General features: G+C 72.3%; 16 protein-coding genes. 7 read left to right on the top strand and 9 right to left on the bottom strand.

What is annotated here, in order from left to right; genetic code table 11:
* Positions 1 to 109 precede the first annotated feature (109 nt).
* From CRP50_RS06660 to CRP50_RS06635, 6 genes are all read left to right on the top strand, one after another.
* Positions 110 to 874 (top strand): sulfite exporter TauE/SafE family protein, encoded by a 765-nt coding sequence (locus CRP50_RS06660; RefSeq protein WP_097278197.1) that lies wholly within the window; start codon positions 110 to 112, stop codon positions 872 to 874.
* A 17-nt stretch (positions 875 to 891) separates the two neighbouring features.
* Positions 892 to 1,521: an SCO family protein gene (locus tag CRP50_RS06655; protein ID WP_097278196.1), complete on the top strand. Its 630-nt coding sequence runs from the start codon at positions 892 to 894 to the stop codon at positions 1,519 to 1,521.
* Between the two features lie 7 nt (positions 1,522 to 1,528).
* Positions 1,529 to 2,881 carry a cobyrinate a,c-diamide synthase gene (locus CRP50_RS06650; protein WP_097278195.1) on the top strand — a complete coding sequence of 451 codons (1,353 nt, stop codon included), beginning with the start codon at positions 1,529 to 1,531 and terminating at the stop codon, positions 2,879 to 2,881.
* 303 nt (positions 2,882 to 3,184) lie between these two features.
* Positions 3,185 to 4,432 (top strand): polyhydroxyalkanoate depolymerase, encoded by a 1,248-nt coding sequence (locus CRP50_RS06645; RefSeq protein WP_097278194.1) that lies wholly within the window; start codon positions 3,185 to 3,187, stop codon positions 4,430 to 4,432.
* A 4-nt stretch (positions 4,433 to 4,436) separates the two neighbouring features.
* The gene (locus tag CRP50_RS06640) at positions 4,437 to 4,847 is read left to right on the top strand and encodes a YcgN family cysteine cluster protein (protein WP_416045201.1); all 411 of its coding nucleotides are present in this window, start codon (positions 4,437 to 4,439) and stop codon (positions 4,845 to 4,847) included.
* Positions 4,832 to 5,545: a M48 family metallopeptidase gene (locus tag CRP50_RS06635; RefSeq protein ID WP_097278192.1), complete on the top strand. Its 714-nt coding sequence runs from the start codon at positions 4,832 to 4,834 to the stop codon at positions 5,543 to 5,545. Before CRP50_RS06640 ends, CRP50_RS06635 begins: the two co-directional genes overlap by 16 nt.
* A 17-nt stretch (positions 5,546 to 5,562) precedes the next feature.
* On the opposite strand, the gene CRP50_RS06630 is transcribed toward CRP50_RS06635, so the two are convergent.
* From CRP50_RS06630 to CRP50_RS06610, 5 genes are all read right to left on the bottom strand, one after another.
* On the bottom strand, positions 5,563 to 6,789 hold the full coding sequence (locus CRP50_RS06630; protein WP_097278191.1) for a M20/M25/M40 family metallo-hydrolase: 1,227 nt from the start codon (positions 6,787 to 6,789) through the stop codon (positions 5,563 to 5,565).
* Entirely contained in the window at positions 6,786 to 8,030 is a 1,245-nt protein-coding gene (locus CRP50_RS06625; protein ID WP_245913388.1) for an allantoate amidohydrolase, read from the bottom strand. Before CRP50_RS06625 ends, CRP50_RS06630 begins: the two co-directional genes overlap by 4 nt.
* Before the next feature lie 8 nt (positions 8,031 to 8,038).
* Positions 8,039 to 8,779 carry a GntR family transcriptional regulator gene (locus tag CRP50_RS06620; protein WP_097278189.1) on the bottom strand — a complete coding sequence of 247 codons (741 nt, stop codon included), beginning with the start codon at positions 8,777 to 8,779 and terminating at the stop codon, positions 8,039 to 8,041.
* A 73-nt stretch (positions 8,780 to 8,852) separates the two neighbouring features.
* Complete coding sequence (locus CRP50_RS06615; RefSeq protein WP_097278188.1) at positions 8,853 to 9,305, bottom strand: response regulator; 453 nt, start codon at positions 9,303 to 9,305, stop codon at positions 8,853 to 8,855.
* Entirely contained in the window at positions 9,302 to 10,123 is an 822-nt protein-coding gene (locus CRP50_RS06610) for an ABC transporter substrate-binding protein (RefSeq protein ID WP_097278187.1), read from the bottom strand. Before CRP50_RS06610 ends, CRP50_RS06615 begins: the two co-directional genes overlap by 4 nt.
* 188 nt (positions 10,124 to 10,311) lie before the next feature.
* On the opposite strand from CRP50_RS06610, the gene CRP50_RS06605 reads away from it, so the two are divergent.
* On the top strand, positions 10,312 to 12,417 hold the full coding sequence (locus tag CRP50_RS06605; RefSeq protein ID WP_141415073.1) for a PAS domain S-box protein: 2,106 nt from the start codon (positions 10,312 to 10,314) through the stop codon (positions 12,415 to 12,417).
* Positions 12,418 to 12,427: 10 nt separating this feature from the next.
* Here CRP50_RS06605 and rlmH read toward each other — a convergent pair whose 3' ends face one another.
* The 4 genes from rlmH to CRP50_RS06585 form a co-directional block, all read right to left on the bottom strand.
* A complete protein-coding gene (gene rlmH / locus CRP50_RS06600; RefSeq protein ID WP_097278185.1) occupies positions 12,428 to 12,886 on the bottom strand; it encodes a 23S rRNA (pseudouridine(1915)-N(3))-methyltransferase RlmH in 459 nt (152 codons plus the stop codon).
* Between the two features lie 84 nt (positions 12,887 to 12,970).
* A complete protein-coding gene (gene rsfS, locus CRP50_RS06595) occupies positions 12,971 to 13,354 on the bottom strand; it encodes a ribosome silencing factor (RefSeq protein WP_416045200.1) in 384 nt (127 codons plus the stop codon).
* A gap of 70 nt (positions 13,355 to 13,424) precedes the next feature.
* On the bottom strand, positions 13,425 to 14,036 hold the full coding sequence (locus tag CRP50_RS06590; RefSeq protein WP_097278368.1) for a nicotinate-nucleotide adenylyltransferase: 612 nt from the start codon (positions 14,034 to 14,036) through the stop codon (positions 13,425 to 13,427).
* Positions 14,037 to 14,080: 44 nt separating this feature from the next.
* Complete coding sequence (locus CRP50_RS06585) at positions 14,081 to 15,367, bottom strand: glutamate-5-semialdehyde dehydrogenase (protein ID WP_097278183.1); 1,287 nt, start codon at positions 15,365 to 15,367, stop codon at positions 14,081 to 14,083.
* Positions 15,368 to 15,392: the final 25 nt, after the last annotated feature.

Below are 15,392 nucleotides of genomic sequence, written 5' to 3'. Positions count from 1 at the left end.
CAACGACACCCGCGGGCGTTGCGGCCACACTCGCGACCGCCGCCGTTGAACCGGGCAGGGCGCCGCCGTAGACTGCGGCGCACGCACCGCCCCCACAGGACGACCGACCGTGGACCAGAACGCCCTCATGGCCATGCTTTCCGCCGGGCTCAGCCATTGCGAGGTGGTGTTCACCGAGCGCGGCGGGCTGCTGGTCAGCCTGCTGGTCACCGGTCTCATCGGCGGCCTGACCCATTGCGCCGGCATGTGCGGCCCCTTCGTCCTCAGCCAGGTGACGGCGCGCCTCGAGAGCGTGCCGGCCAGCCGCATGCGCGAGTGGCACCGCCTGACCGGCGCCGCCGTGCTGCCCTATCAGGTCGGCCGCATGACCACCTACATGCTGCTCGGCGCCGGCCTCGCGCTGGCGGCCGGCAGCCTCGGCGACCTGTCGGGGCTGCGGTGGCTGTCGGCCGGGTTGCTGGTGCTGGCGGCGCTGCTGTTCGTCGGCTATGCGGTGCCGAAGCTGAAGCTCGCCCTGCCCGGCGGGCGCAAGGCCGAGGGCTGGTGGTCGGCCAAGGTGAGCCGCCTCGCCCGGCCGCTGTTCTCCACCCCCACCGGCTGGCGCGGCTACGGCCTCGGCGTCATGCTCGGCTTCATCCCCTGCGGTCTGCTCTATGGCGCGCTGGCGGCGGCGGCGTCGAGCGGCGACCCGGTGGCCGGCGCCTTCGGCATGGCCGCCTTCGCGCTCGGCACCATGCCAGCGCTGTTCGCCGTCGGCCTCGCCGGGCACATGGCCGGGCGGCGCTGGGGCGGCCTCGTCGCCAAGGTGGCGCCGGCCCTGCTGGTGCTGAACGCCGGCGTGCTTACGTACATGGCCGTGACCCTGGTCGCCTGATCCCCCGAGGAGCCCCCATGAACAAGACCCTCGCCATCGTCGCCGCCCTGCTGGTCGTCATCGTCGTCGGCATCGGGCCGCGCCTCGCGCAGTGGGCGGGCGTCGGCATGGACCACGGCGGCGGCTCGACGACCACCACCACCTCGGCGGTCGCCATCGGCGGCCCCTTCACCCTGGTGAACGGCGCCGGCGAGACGGTGACGGAGCAGGATTTCCGCGGTAAGTGGACGGTCGTCTACTTCGGCTACACCTTCTGCCCCGACGTCTGCCCGTCCGGCCTCGCCACCGTCGCCAGCGCCATCGACATGCTGCCGGCCGCGATGCAGGAGAAGGTGGTGCCGGTGTTCGTGTCGGTGGACCCGGAACGCGACACGCCCGCGGTGGTCGGCGACTACGTCAGCCACTTCCACCCGCGCATGGTCGGCCTGACCGGCACGCCGGAGCAGGTGACGGCCGTCGCCAAGGAATACAAGGTCTACTACAAGAAGGTGGAGGACGGCGACGGCCCCTACCTCATGGACCACAGCGCCATCGCCTACCTGATGGGCCCCGACGGCCAGTTCGTGCGCCACTTCAGCCACGGCGTGTCGCCCGACGACATGGCGAGGGGCCTGCAGCAGGCCGTCGCCGACGGCGCCGCCTCGTAACCGAGCCATGATCCCCGGCCTTCTCATCGCGGCGCCGGCCAGCGGCGGCGGCAAGACGACGCTGACCCTCGGCCTGCTGCGTGCCCTGCGCCGGCTGGGGCGGGCGCCGGTGTCGGGCAAGGTGGGGCCGGACTACATCGATCCCGCCTTCCATGCCGCCGCCTCGGGCGCGCCCTGCTACACCCTCGACCCCTGGGCCATGGATGCCGGCCGCTTGGCCTCGCTGCTCGACCGCCAGGCGGCGCGCGGGCGGGTGCTGGTGGTGGAGGGCGTAATGGGACTGTTCGACGGCGCCCCGGCGGCGGGGGTGGCGGGCGACGGCTCCACCGCCCGCCTCGCCGCCCTCAGCGGCCTGCCGGTGGTGCTGGTGGTCGACGCCTCCGGCCAGGCGGCGAGCGCGGCCGCCGTGGTGCGCGGTTTCGCCACCCACCGCCCGGACGTGACCGTCGCCGCCGTCGTCTTCACCAAGGTCGGCCCCGGCCGCCACGCCGACATCCTGCGCGCCGCCATGGCCGAGAGCCTGCCGCACATCCCGGTGCTCGGCTGCCTGCCGCGCCTGCCCGGCCTCGGCCTGCCGAGCCGCCACCTCGGCCTCGTGCAGGCGCTGGAGCACCCCGACCTGGAGGCCTTCCTGGAAACCGCCGCCGATGCGGTGGCGGCGCACCTCGACCTCGACGCCCTGCTCGCCCTCGCCCGGCCGCCGCGCCTGACGCCGGCCGCCGCACCGATCCCGCCCCTGGTGCCGCCGCTCGGCCAGCGCATCGCCGTGGCGCGCGACGCCGCCTATGCCTTCGCCTATCCGGCGCTGCTGGAGGACTGGCGGGCGGCGGGGGCGGCGGTCCTGCCGTTCTCGCCGCTGGCCGACGAGGCGCCGGCGGCCGACGCCGACGCCGTCTACCTGCCCGGCGGCTACCCCGAGCTGCACGCCGGCCGCCTCGCCGGCGGCACCGCCTTCCTGCCCGGCCTGCGCGCGGCGGCGGAGCGCGGGGCCGTGGTGTTCGGCGAATGCGGCGGCTACATGACCCTCGGCGAGACGCTGGAGGATGCCGACGGCGTGGTCCACCCCATGGCCGGGCTGCTGCCGCTCGCCACCTCCTTCGCCCGCCGCAAGCTGCACCTGGGATACCGCACCGCGGCACTGTGCGCCGACGGTCCGCTCGGCCCGGCAGGAGGCGGCTTCCGGGCGCACGAATTCCACTATGCGGTGGTGCTCGGGGAAGATCATTCCCGTGCTGAGCCGCTATTTGAAACCAAAGACGCAACAGGCTCGTTGACTTCTTCGCAAGGGTTGCGGCGCGGGCCGGTGATGGGGTCCTTCCTCCACCTGATCGCGTCCGACCCCGCTCCGGTCCCGGCCTGAGTCGCGGCGGGACCCCGGCAGCGACGCCCGGCAAGCCTCCGCGAGGTTGCTGCGCCGCAAAATTCGCAAACCCGGCCGAAAGAGGTAGGGAAAGCGATTAATCCTGAAGTGGTAAGAGGTTGCCTATCCGGCGCCGGGCGTCCGCACGGCACCGACGGCCGACGGCGCGCGCACCTTCACATTCTTCTTGTTGCGGAAACGTGACGCGCTGTGGCTACATCTTTCTTGTTCGAGGGAATTGGCCAAACAAAAACCCGGCCACTGGCGAAAACGCGACACGGGGATCGGAGAGGTCATCGACGAATGCTGTACCAGTTCCATGAATTCCAGCATGCGGCCATGGCGCCCATGCGGGTGATGGCGCGCGCGATGCACGACGTCTACACCCACCCCTGGCTGCCCACCACCTACACCGCCTTCGCCAAGACGGTCGCCGCCAGCGCCGACATGTTCGAGCGGGTGACGCGCAAGTATCCGAAGCCGCAGTTCCACCTGCCGACCACGGTGGTGCGCGGCGAGCCGGTGCCGGTGGTGGAAGAGATCGTCCACAGCCTGCCGTTCTGCGACCTGCTGCACTTCCGCCGCGACGGCGTCGCCAAGGGCGATCCGCGCGTGCTGGTCGTCGCGCCGCTGTCCGGCCACTACGCCACGCTGCTGCGCGGCACCGTGGAAGCCCTGCTGCCCGAGCACGACGTCTACATCACCGACTGGGTGAACGCCCGCGACGTGCCGCTGTCGGCCGGCCGCTTCTGCCTGGATACCTACGTCGAGTACGTGCGCAACTTCCTGCACCACCTCGGCCCCAATACCCACGTCATGGCGGTGTGCCAGCCGGCCGTGCCGGTGACGGCGGCGGCGGCCCTGATGGCCGAGGACGAGGACCCCATGCGGCCGTCCTCCATCACCCTCATGGGCGGCCCCATCGACACCCGCGCCAACCCGACGGCGGTGAACGACTTCGCCACCGAGAAGGAAATGGACTGGTTCACCAGCCACGTCATCCACACGGTGCCGGTGCACTACCAGGGCCGCATGCGCAAGGTCTACCCGGGCTTCCTGCAGCTGTCGGGCTTCATGTCCATGAACATGGACCGCCACATGGACGCCCACCTGCGCTACTTCCGCCACCTGGTGCGCGGCGACGGCGATTCGGCGCAGCAGCACCGCGTCTTCTACGACGAATACATGTCGGTCATGGACCTGCCGGCCGAGTTCTACCTGCAGACCATCCGCAAGGTGTTCAAGGAGTGGCAGCTGCCGCGCGGGATCCTCGAGATCGACGGCCGCACGGTGGATCTGTCGGCGGTGCGCGACATCGCCTTCATGTCCGTCGAGGGCGAGAAGGACGACATCACCGGCGTCGGCCAGACCAAGGCGGTGCACGACCTGCTGACCAACCTTCCCAAGGAAAAGCAGCGGTACCATATGCAGCCCAAAGTCGGCCATTATGGCATCTTCAACGGCCGACGGTGGCGCGAGGAAATCCTACCCCATGTCCGCGAGTTCATCCGCGCGAACGACAAGGCCCTTCTGGGAAACAAAGCCGCTTGAGGCGATGACGCCGGCGGAGTGGGAATCCCTCTGCGACGGGTGCGGAAAATGCTGCCTGCACAAGCTGCAGGAGGAAGAGGAGGACGGCAGCCTGGGTGCGGTGTCGCACACCAACGTGGCCTGCCGCCTCCTCGACCTCGGCTCCTGCGGCTGCAAGAAGTACGACACCCGCTTCCGCTATGTGCCCGACTGCGTGCAGCTGACCGCCGAGGCCGTGTCCGGCCTCAACTGGCTGCCGGCGTCCTGCGCCTATCGGCTGGTGGCGGAAGGCAAACCGCTGGCGTGGTGGCACCCGCTGGTGTCGGGCGACCCCAACACGGTGCACGAAGCCGGTGTTTCGGTGCGCGGCCGGGTGATCTCGGAAACCCGCGCCGGTCCCCTCGAACACCACATCGTCGAATGGCCCGATCTCTGAAAGCTGCGAGCGGGGCGGCGGTGGTCATCGACGGCCGCACCCTGCCGGTGACGGTGAAGACCTCCGCCGTCAGCCGGCGCATCTCCTTGCGCGTCGACGCCATGACCGATTCCGTCGTGGTCGTCGTGCCGACCGGCCTGCCGGCGCGCGAGGCCATGCGATTCGTCCACGAGAAGACCGACTGGATCCGCGCCCGTCTGGGCGCCCTGCCGCCGCGCGTGCCCTTCGCCGCCGGCGCGGAGGTGCCGGTGCTGGGCGCCCTGCACACCATCACCCCGGCCCCGGAGGCCCGCCGCGGCGTCTGGACCGAGGACGGCCGGCTCCACGTCTCCGGCCTGCCCGAACACCTGCCGCGGCGCGTCGGCGACTACCTGAAGCGCCGCGCCAAGGAGGAAATCGCGCCGCGCGCCTTCGCCTACGCCCAGCGCCTGGACCGCCGCATCTCGTCGCTGTCGGTGCGCGACACCCGCTCGCGCTGGGGCAGTTGCACCTCGGACGGGGCGCTGTCGTTCTCGTGGCGGCTGGTGCTGGCGCCGGAGGCGGTGCTCGACTACGTGGTCGCGCACGAGGTGGCGCACATGGTCGAACTGAACCACAGCGGCCGCTTCTGGAACCTCGTCACCGACCTGATGCCCGACAACGCTCGCCCCCGCCACTGGCTGAAGCAGCACGGCACGTCGCTGCACCGCTACGGCTGACGGCGCGAAGCCCCCCTTTACCCCAGCATGTCCGCCAGCGCCGCCGCCACCGCGACGGTCGCTTTGCGCAGATCCTCCAGCACCAGCTTCTCGTCGGCACGATGCGCATTGGCGTCGAGCAGCGAGCGCGGGCCGGCGCCGTACAGCACCGTCGGCACCCCGGCGGCGGCGTAGTGGCGGGCGTCGGTGTAGAGCGGGATGCCCACCGTGGGCACGGCCTCGCCGAAGGCCGCTTCCGCCGCCGTCTGGAAGGCCTGCGCCAGGCGCTCGGAGTCGCCGACGGGACCGAAGGGCTCGGCCAGCATGATGCGGCGGGCGGTGACGATGATGCCCGGCAGGCCGGCGGCGGTGTCGGCGACCAGGCGCTCGATCTCCGCCTGCACTTCGGCCGGGTTTTCCTCGGGGATCATGCGGCGGTCGAGGCGGAAGGTCACCTTGTCGGGCACCACGTTGGTGTTGATGCCGCCGGCAATGAGGCCGACAACCAGCGTCGGCGTGTCGATGCCCGCCACCTTGGAATGGCGCTGCGCCAGCGTGCCGCGCAGATCGTAGAGCACCGCCAGCAGGCGGGTCGCCGCCTCCAGGGCGTCGTGGCCGGTGTCGGGCCGGGCGGCGTGGGCGGACCGGCCAGCGACGGTCACCTCCAGGTGCAGGCAGCCGTTGTGCGCCGTCACCACCTGATAGGAGAAGCCGGCCGAGACGGCGTAGTCGGGCCGCGAGATCCCCTCGTCCAGCAGCCACTTGGGTCCGATGGCGCCGCCCGCTTCCTCGTCGTAGGTCAGATGAAGCTCGACGGTGCCGTTCAGCGCCGCGCCGGTCTGCTCCAGGGCCTTCAGGGCATAGGCGTAGGTGGCGAAGTCGGACTTGGAGACGGCGACGCCGCGGCCGTACATCACCCCGTCCACCACCTCGGCGCCGTAGGGGTCGCGGGTCCAGCCCTCGCCGGGCGCCACCACGTCGCCGTGGGCGTTGAGCGCGATCACCGGCCCGTCACCGAAGCGGCGGCGCACCACCAGGTTGGTGGCCGAGATCATGCCGTTGGCGGCCACCAGCTCGGCCGGCACGACGTGCCGCTCGACGCTCCAGCCCAGCGCTTCCAGCAGCGCCGCGGCGCGCTCGGCATGGGGGGCGCAGTCGCCCGGCGGGTTGTCGGAGGGCACCTTCACCAGCTCGGCCAGGAAGCGGACCTGATCGCCGTGCAGGGCATCCACGGCGGAACGGAGGGCGGCGATGTCGACGGTCATGCGGGGGTGTCCTCGGCGAGCAGCAGAAGGGTGTCGAGCAGCACGGCCGCGCCGATGCCGGCGTCGGCGGCGGTGATGCTCTCGGCGGGATTGTGGGAGATGCCGCCGGCGCAGCGCACGAACAGCATGGCGACGGGCGCCACCGCCGCCATGGCCATGGCGTCGTGACCGGCGCCGCTCATCAGGCGGTGGACCGGCAGGCCGGCACGGGCGACGGCGCGGTCCAGGACCGCCATGAGCGCCGGGTCGCAGGGTGTGGCGGCGTTCTCGTGCAGCGGCTCCTGCGCCAGCGTCAGCCCGCGGCGGTCGGCCACGGCGGCGAGGCGGCCGTCCAGGTCGGCCAGCGCCGCCGCCCGCGCGGCATCGTCGGCGGCGCGAAGGTCGACGGTGAAGCGCGCCGCGCCGGGAATGACGTTCACCGCCCCCGGCAGCGCCTCCATGCGGCCGACGGTGGCGACGACACCGTGCGCCCGGCCCACCGCCTCCACCGCCAGCACGGCTTCCGCCGCGCCGGCGAGGGCATCGCGGCGGCCGTCCATGGGCACGGTGCCGGCGTGGCCGGCCATGCCGCCGAAGGTGACGGCGCGGCGGGTCGCCCCGGCGATGGCGGTGACGACGCCCACCGGCAGGCCGAGGCGCTCCAGCAGCGGCCCCTGCTCGATGTGCAGTTCCAGGTAGGCGCGGATGCGGGCCGCCCCGTAGGTGCATGAGTGCCAGCCGGCGGGATCGCCGCCGAAGGCCGTCAGGGCCTCGCGCAGGGTGGTGCCGTCGCGGTCGCGGGCGGCGAGCAGCGCCGGATCAAAGGTTCCGGCCAGCGCCCGGCTGCCGATGAGGGTGGCGCCGAAGCGCACCCCTTCCTCATCGCCGAAGCCCACCACCTCCACCGCGAAGGGCAGCCGGCGGCCGGCGGCGTGCAGGGCCTCCACCACCGCGATGCCGCTCACCACGCCGAGCATGCCGTCGTAGCGGCCGGCGTCGCGGACCGTATCCAGGTGGCTGCCGATGACCACGGCCGGGGCGTCGGGCGCCGCGCCCTCGTAGCGGCCGACGACGTTGCCGAGGGCATCGACCCGCACCGCCATGCCGGCCGCCGCCATCCACTGCCCCACCAGGGTGTTGGCCTCGGCGTGGCGCGGCGTCAGGTAGGTGCGGGTGAGACGCCCCGGCTCCTCCGTCAGGGCGGCGAGCGCGTCGCAGCGTTCCACCAGGGCGGCGCCGGCGGCGGCGGGGTCGAGACGCAAGGACCCGCTCATGCCGCCCCGCGCGGCAGGTCGGCGAACACGCGGGCGAGGTCGATGCCCTCCTCGCGTTGGGCGGACAGGTCCAGGCTGTCGGTGATTTCGGCCATGTGCGCCGCCATCACCGCCGCCGCGCCCTCGGCATCGCCGGCGGCGAGGCGCTCGATGAGGTGGCGGTGGCCGTGGTCGGTGCAGTCGGCGGAGCCGGGCCGCTCGTAGACGGCGATGACGAGGGAGGACCGCGACACCAGCTCGCGCAGGAAGTCCAGCAGTACCAGGTTGCCGCCGATCTCGGCCAGCAGCAGGTGGAACTCGCCGGAGAGGCGGATGGCGGCCTGGCGGTCGCGGCGGCGGCGGGCGTCGGCCTCGGCCTCCACGTGGGCGGTCAGGCGGCCGAGCGCCGGCCCGTCCATGCGGGCGGCGGCGGCGCGCACGATGCCGTCCTCGATGAGGCGGCGGGCCTCGAACACCTGCCGAGCCTCCTCCACCGACGGCGAGGCGACGCGGGCGCCGCGGTTGGGCTCCACCGTCACCATCTTCTCGTGCGCCAGACGGGCGATGACGGCGCGCACGCGCGCCCGGCTGACCCCGAACACCTTGCCCAGGTTCTGTTCCACCAGCTTGGTGCCGGGCGGCAGGCGACGGTCGATGATGGCCGCCGCCACATGGGCGTGCACGGCATCCTCGGTCATGCCCTCGGCCGGGAGATCCTCGGCGGCCGGGGCGGCAGCGGCGGCGGTGGGGCGCGGCATGGGCAAGTCCCGGCGCTGATTGTCGACAATCGTGTCGACCTTCTTATAGCACGCGGGATCGGCCTGTCGCCACTCAGTGGGTCGTCAGGCGGCGGGCGTGGGGGCTGAACCAGAAGGACGACACCTGCCGCAGCACGTCGATCAGCTCGTCGATGGTGGCCGGCTTCACGAAGTACCCGCTGCAGTGGTCGTGGTAGCTGGCGCGGATGTCCTGGTCGGCGTCGGACGTGGTCAGGATGATGACGGGAATGGTGCGCAGCGCCGGGTCGGCCTTGATGGCCTTCAGCGTCTCGCGCCCGCCCAGGCGCGGCATGTTGAGGTCGAGCAGCACGAGATCCGGGCGCAGGCCGGCCTGCAGCATGTCCAGCGCCTCGCGCCCGTCGGCGGCACGGTGCAGCGTGACGGAGGTGCCCAGCTCGGCCAGCGCCTCGCGGATCAGTTCGGCGTCGTCGCGGTTGTCCTCGGCCAGCAGCAGGACGGGCGACTCGGGCAGCGCCGCGCCGGGAGTGAACTGAAGGCCGATCATGGCCCCTCCAGGTTCAGGATGGGCAGCAGCCCGTTCTTTTCCGCTGCGGCCTTCAGTCGGCCGTCGCGCTTGGCTTCGGCGACGAAGGCGTCGACGCGGGCCAGCCACTCCGGATCGCCCTTGGGCACGGCATAGGCATAGGGCGTCGGCGCCACCGGAGCGGCCGGCTCCAGCAGCGTCGCCCAGTCCGTCAGCATGGCCATGCGGCGGCCGTAGGGGAAATCGGTCATGAAGACGTCGGCGCGGCCCGACTGCACCTCCTGCTCGCGCGCCTTGAAGGTGTCGACCACCAGCAGTTCGGCTGCCTTCAGGCGGTCGCGCATGACCGGCTCCATGTAGGTGCCGCGCTGCACGACGACCACGTGGCCGGGGCGGTCGATGTCGTCCCAGGCGCGGATGGTGGGGTGGTCCCGCATGACGACGGCGTAGATGCCGCTGACGAGGTGGGGCTGCGTGAAGTCCATGTGCTCGGCGCGGTCGGGCCGGACGCCGACGGCGTGCATGGCGACGTCGCAGGCGTCGTTCCGCATGTTGGCGGCCAGGTCGGCGAAGGAGCTGTCGACGAAGCGCAAGGCGACGCCGAGGTCGGCCGCGAAGGCCTTGGCCATGTCGACGTCGATGCCTTCCAGCTCGCCACTGCGCGGATTGCGGTAGGAGATGGAGAAATAGTCCGGCCAGATGCAGACGCGCAGCTCGCCCCGCTCGGTCACCGCGGCCAGCCGGCCGGCCGCGGCCGCCGGCGCCGCCAGCCCGACGGCCATCGCCAGGGTCAGCGCCAGGGCCGCCGCCCCCCGCCGGCCCACATCCAGCACCCCCATCGCAAGCCCCCACTTTTCAAAAGGATTACTCCCTGTCAGCATAGCGGCACAGCGCCGTTGCATCGACATGCGTCTGTCGCAATGCAGCCATGCTACTCTGACATGGCGCGGCCGCCACCATCGACGTCTACAGTCGGCAGAACCGAGGGGGAAACGTCTCGTCATGAGACACTGCGAAAGTGCCCGCCGTGGCTGAGCGCCGGCGCTGGAACCTGGGCGTCCGCCGATTGGCGGGCGGCGGACGGGCGCGGCCGGTCGGGGCCGTCGCGGCGGCGCTGCTCGGTGGCTTCGCCGCGCTGTTCTCGGTCACCCTGTGGGGCTCCTACAAGCAGGACGCCGAGAAACGGGTGGAATCGGCGGTCGACGTGACGCGCCTGGTGGAGGCCGGCGTCACCCGCACCCTGGAATCCGCCGAAACGACGCTCGTCGTGGTGGCCGAGACGGTGCAGGCCGCCCTGCCGCGCGGCGAGGAAGCGGACACCGCCGCCATCCGCCGCCAGATGGCCGAGAGCCTGCGTTTCGCCCCGCACATCCGGCAGATCGTCGTCATCGATTCCGACGGTCGCCTGCTGCTCGACACCCGCGACGGCCCGGCCACCGGCAGCCGGCTCGACGTCGCCCGCCTCGGCCTGCCCGACGCACCGGTGGACGGCCTCAGCAACGGCCTGCGCATCGGCCGCACCGTCGCCGGCCGCTACCTGCCGCTGACCGGCGAGCCACCGGGCGCGCCCGCCGTACGCACCGTGCTGCCGGTCGCCGTCTCGGTCGGCGGCGGCGTGCAGGTGGTGGCGGCGCTCAACCCCGCCAATTTCCGCGACCTGCTGCACGACGCCCCCACCGGTCCCCACGGCGGCATCGCGGTCATGCAGTTCGACGGCACCACCATCATCGACGGCGGCACGCCCGTCGACGGGCTCGACCTCGGGACGGCGGTGCAGGAAGGGATCGAGGGCGGCATCGTGCCGCTGCCGTCGCCCGACGCCTTCGGCCGCGAGGCCGCCTATCGGCTGTCGGCCCGCTATCCGGTGGCGGTGGCGCTGGTGGTGGACCACCGCGACAGCCTCGCCGCCTGGCTCGACGGCAACCGCGAGATGCTGTTCTGGACCGCCGCCGCGGTGGTCGGGCTGGTGCTGCTCGGCGTCGTGCTGACGCGCGAAATGGCCCGCCGCCTGCGCCTGCAGGACGAGGTGCGCCTGCTGTTCGAGGCGGTGGAGCAGTCGGTGACCGCCATCATGATCACCGACCCGCAGGGCGACATCGTCTACGTGAACCCGGCCTTCAGCCGCATCACCGGCTTCTCGGCCGAGGAATCGGTCGGCCGCAACCCGCGCTTCCTCAAGAGCGGCCACACGCCCACGAGCGAATACGCCCGGCTGTGGGCGCGCCTGCGGGCCGGCGAGTCGTGGCACGGCGAATTCCGCAACCGCACCCGCGAGGGCGGCGAGGTGTGGGAGATGGCGACCATCTCGCCGGTGCGCGACGCCGACGGCGCCGTCACCCACTTCATCGCCGCCAAGCTCGACATCACCGAGTTGAAGCGGGCGGAAGGCGAGCGCGAGCGGCTCATCGTCGCGCTCGACCGCGCCAACCGGGAACTGACCCGCTTCGCCGAGATCGCCGCCCATCACCTGCAGGAACCGGTGCGCCGCCTGCTGGTCTTCGCCGACATCGTCGGCCGCGCCGAGACCGACCCAGCCAAGACCGCCCACGCCGCCGAGCGCGTGCGCCAGAACGCCGCCGCCCTGCGCGACCAGTTGCGCGACATCCAGGCCTACCTGGCGGCCGGCGAGCCGCGCGGCGACGTCTTCGCCCCCGACCCCACCGCGGTCGCGCGCCGCACCGCCACCACCCTGTTGCGCGAGCGCGGCGACGCCACCGCCCGGGTCGACATCGCCCTCCTGCCGCCGCTGCCGCTGGACGCCGCCCGGCTGGCGCTCGCCCTCGGCCACCTGATCGAGAACGGCCTCAAGTACGGCCGACCGGACACTCCGCCGCTCGTCCGCGTCTCGGCGTCGGACCCGGCCGAGGGCTGCGTGACGCTGCGGGTGGAGGACAACGGCCGCGGCATCCCGCCGCACTACTGGGCCCGCGCCGCCGACGTGTTCGAGCGCCTGGAAGCCGACGACGGTGTCCCCGGCACCGGCATCGGCCTCGCCATCGTCCGCCGCATCGCCGAAAGCACCGGCGGCACGCTCCGCATCGAAGCGTCCGGCGACCTGGGCGGCGCGGCGGTGGTGATGGAGTTGCCGGTGGCGGCGGGGGTGGCTCTGGCCGAGGGCGCGGCCGCGGACTGACGCCGCCGCCTCACGCCCGGTGGTACGGATGCCCGTCCAGGATGCTCTGGGCGCGGAACAGCTGTTCGGCCAGCATGGCGCGCACCAGCATGTGGGGCCAGGTCATCTTGCCGAGGGAGAGGAGCGCGTCGGCGCGGGTGCGCACGGCGTCGCCGTGGCCGTCGGCGCCGCCGATCAGGAAGGCGACACAGGGCGCGCCGCGTTCCAGCCAGCCGCCATAGGCGGCGGCGAAGTCTTCGGAGCCGTAGAGCTTGCCGCGTTCGTCCAGCGCGACCACGACCGCCCCGGCCGGCACGCAGGCCAGCAGCAGGTCGGCCTCGCGCGCCTTGCGTTCGGCAGAGGACAGCGGCCGCTTTTCTTCCACCTCCCGCACGTCGAAAGGCAGTTTCAGGCGGCTCGCGTATTGCTCGAACAGGGCGCGCTCGGGACCGTTCTTCGCGCGCCCGACGGCGGCGAGCAGGAGTTTCATGGCGGATCGGACCTCCACCCGCCCCTTTCCGTCCTGGCCCGGCGGCAGCCGTAGCCGGTCACGGAGGAGGCGGTGGACGCTCCCTCAGGCCATGAAGGCGGCCTGGGCCGCCGCATCGGGCGCCACCGGCGGCCGCGCCGGGTTGGCCACGCCCCACATCTTCTCCAGATTGTAGAAGGCGCGCACTTCCGGCCGGAACAGGTGGACCACCACGTCGCCGGCATCGACCAGCACCCAGTCGCCCGCAGCCTTGCCTTCGATGGAGGGCAGCAGGCCGACGGCCTTCAGCTTCTCCACGATGTGCTCGGCCGCCGACGCGACCTGCCGCGAGCTGCGGCCGGAGGCGATGACCATGTATTCGGCGATGGAGGACTTGCCCGCGAGGTCGATGACGAGCACGTCTTCGGCCTTGCTGTCTTCGAGGATCGTTTCGACCAGTTCGACCACTTGAGCCGGGTCGAGAGGCACATGCCGATCGGTGTTTATGGGTCGCTCCATAAGGTTGGGCCGCGCCGTAGTCATGAGCAGAGCCCCGCTCTCACGCGGGGGTGCCGCCAGCACCGTGCCGGCCGGCGCGAATCGCTGTCGCCGAGGCGGGATGGCGTCGGATCGGAAGGAAGACCCACGCGGGGGCTTCGCTGCCGGCCAGAACCGGGGCCTTCCGAAGGGGCAGTCGGTTCCTGGCGAATCGCCGCGCCGCCTTGCTTGCCAACGCCCGATAAGAATAGGGCGCACGGTCGAACACCGCAACGGGATGGTTGCGAAAGATCGATGACCAGGCCCGCCACCGGCTGATCTGGTCCAGATTGTCGGCCCCCATGAGCCACACGAAGGTGGTCCGCGGGAACCGCCGTCGCAGTTTCGCCAGGGTGTCGGCGGTATAGCGCGTGCCGAGTCGCGCCTCGATGGTCGTCACCCGTATGCGCGGATGCGCCGCCACCCGGCGCGCGCCCGCCGCCCGCTCGGCCAGCGGCGCCATGCCGCGGGTCGGCTTCAGCGGGTTCTGCGGGCTGACCAGCCACCACACCTCGTCGAGACCCAGGCGCCGCAGCGCTTCCGTCGCAATGAAGCGGTGGCCGTCGTGCGCCGGGTTGAAGCTGCCGCCGAGCAGCCCGACCCGCAGCCGCCGGCCGTCGCCCCAGGCCGGCAGCGAGTCGCCGGGGTCGCGGAACCGCCTCGTGGCCTCCGAACCCGTCACGACGGGCGGCACTGGCCGGTGCCGCGCACCTTGTACTTGAAGGTGGTCAGTTGCTCGACGCCCACCGGGCCGCGGGCGTGCAGCTTGCCGGTGGAGATGCCGATCTCCGCCCCCATGCCGAACTCGCCGCCGTCGGCGAACTGGGTGGAGGCGTTGTGCATGAGGATCGCCGAGTCGATTTCCGCCATGAAGCGCTCCGCCGCCGCCGCGTCCTCGGTGAGGATCGATTCGGTGTGCTGGCTGGAGTGGGCGTTGATGTGGGCGATGGCGTCGTCGAGCCCGTCCACCACCCGCGCGCTGACGATGGCGTCCAGGTATTCGGTGTCCCAGTCGGCATCGGTCGCCGCCACCACGCGGGGGTCGACCGCCTGCACCGCCGCGTCGCCGCGCACCTCGCAGCCGGCGTCGAGCAGGTCGCCGATGAGCTGCGGCAGCAGCGAGCCTTCCAGCGCCCGGTCCACCAGCAACGTCTCGGTGGCGCCGCAGATGCCGGTGCGGCGCATCTTGGCGTTCACCACCACCGCCCGCGCCAGCGCCGCATCGGCGGCGGCATGGACGTAGGTGTGGCAGATGCCGTCCAGGTGCTTGAACATGGGGATGCGGCTTTCCGCCGACAGCCGTTCGATGAGCGACTTGCCGCCGCGCGGCACGATGACGTCGATGTATTCCGTCGCCGTGATCATGGCGCCGACGAAGGCGCGGTCGGTGGTCGGCACCATCTGGATGCAATCCAGCGGCAGGCCCGCCGCTTCCAGCCCGTCCTGCAGGCAGGCGAGGATGGCGCGCGAGGAATGGAAGCTCTCCGACCCGCCGCGCAGCACGGCGGCATTGCCCGCCTTCAGGCAGAGCGCACCGGCGTCGGCCGTGACGTTGGGGCGGCTTTCGTAGATGACGCCGATGACGCCGAGCGGCGTGCGCACGCGCTGGATCTTCAGGCCGTTGGGACGGTCCCACTCGGCCATCACCGCACCCACGGGGTCGGGCAGCGCCGCGATGTCCTCGAGGCCGCGCGCCATGCCCTCGATGCGGGCGTCGGTCAGCGCCAGGCGGTCGAGCATGGCGGGCGTCAGGCCCTTCTGGCGGCCCGCCTCCATGTCCAGCGCGTTGGCCGCCTTGATGTCCGCCGCCCGGGCGCGCAGGGCCGCCGCCGCCGCCCGCAAGGCCGCATCCTTCGGCGCCGCCGGCGTGCGCGCGAGCACCAGGCCGGCCGCACGGGCACGGCGGCCGATTTCGGCCATCAGGTCGCGGACGTCGGTGGTTTCGGCGAGGGCGGCGGTGGTCATGGCGGGCGGTCCTTCTCCCTTTGAT

Source organism: Caenispirillum bisanense (assembly GCF_900230255.1).
Classification (GTDB): Bacteria; Pseudomonadota; Alphaproteobacteria; order Rhodospirillales; family Rhodospirillaceae; genus Caenispirillum; species Caenispirillum bisanense_A.
Note: the sequence above shows the minus strand (reverse complement) of the source record. Positions and strands in the feature narration are given on the sequence as shown.

Excerpts from the sequence above, each read along its gene's own strand:
- CRP50_RS06615 (WP_097278188.1), bottom strand. The coding sequence starts at position 9,305 with ATGATCGGCCTTCAGTTCACTCCCGGCGCGGCGCTGCCCGAGTCGCCC.
- CRP50_RS06620 (WP_097278189.1), bottom strand. The coding sequence starts at position 8,779 with ATGCCGCGCCCCACCGCCGCCGCTGCCGCCCCGGCCGCCGAGGATCTC.
- CRP50_RS06645 (WP_097278194.1), top strand. The coding sequence starts at position 3,185 with ATGCTGTACCAGTTCCATGAATTCCAGCATGCGGCCATGGCGCCCATG.
- CRP50_RS06640 (WP_416045201.1), top strand. The coding sequence starts at position 4,437 with ATGACGCCGGCGGAGTGGGAATCCCTCTGCGACGGGTGCGGAAAATGC.
- CRP50_RS06630 (WP_097278191.1), bottom strand. The coding sequence starts at position 6,789 with ATGACCGTCGACATCGCCGCCCTCCGTTCCGCCGTGGATGCCCTGCAC.
- CRP50_RS06650 (WP_097278195.1), top strand. The coding sequence starts at position 1,529 with ATGATCCCCGGCCTTCTCATCGCGGCGCCGGCCAGCGGCGGCGGCAAG.
- CRP50_RS06585 (WP_097278183.1), bottom strand. The coding sequence starts at position 15,367 with ATGACCACCGCCGCCCTCGCCGAAACCACCGACGTCCGCGACCTGATG.
- rlmH (WP_097278185.1), bottom strand. The coding sequence starts at position 12,886 with ATGAAACTCCTGCTCGCCGCCGTCGGGCGCGCGAAGAACGGTCCCGAG.
- CRP50_RS06655 (WP_097278196.1), top strand. The coding sequence starts at position 892 with ATGAACAAGACCCTCGCCATCGTCGCCGCCCTGCTGGTCGTCATCGTC.
- CRP50_RS06610 (WP_097278187.1), bottom strand. The coding sequence starts at position 10,123 with ATGGGGGTGCTGGATGTGGGCCGGCGGGGGGCGGCGGCCCTGGCGCTG.
- CRP50_RS06635 (WP_097278192.1), top strand. The coding sequence starts at position 4,832 with ATGGCCCGATCTCTGAAAGCTGCGAGCGGGGCGGCGGTGGTCATCGAC.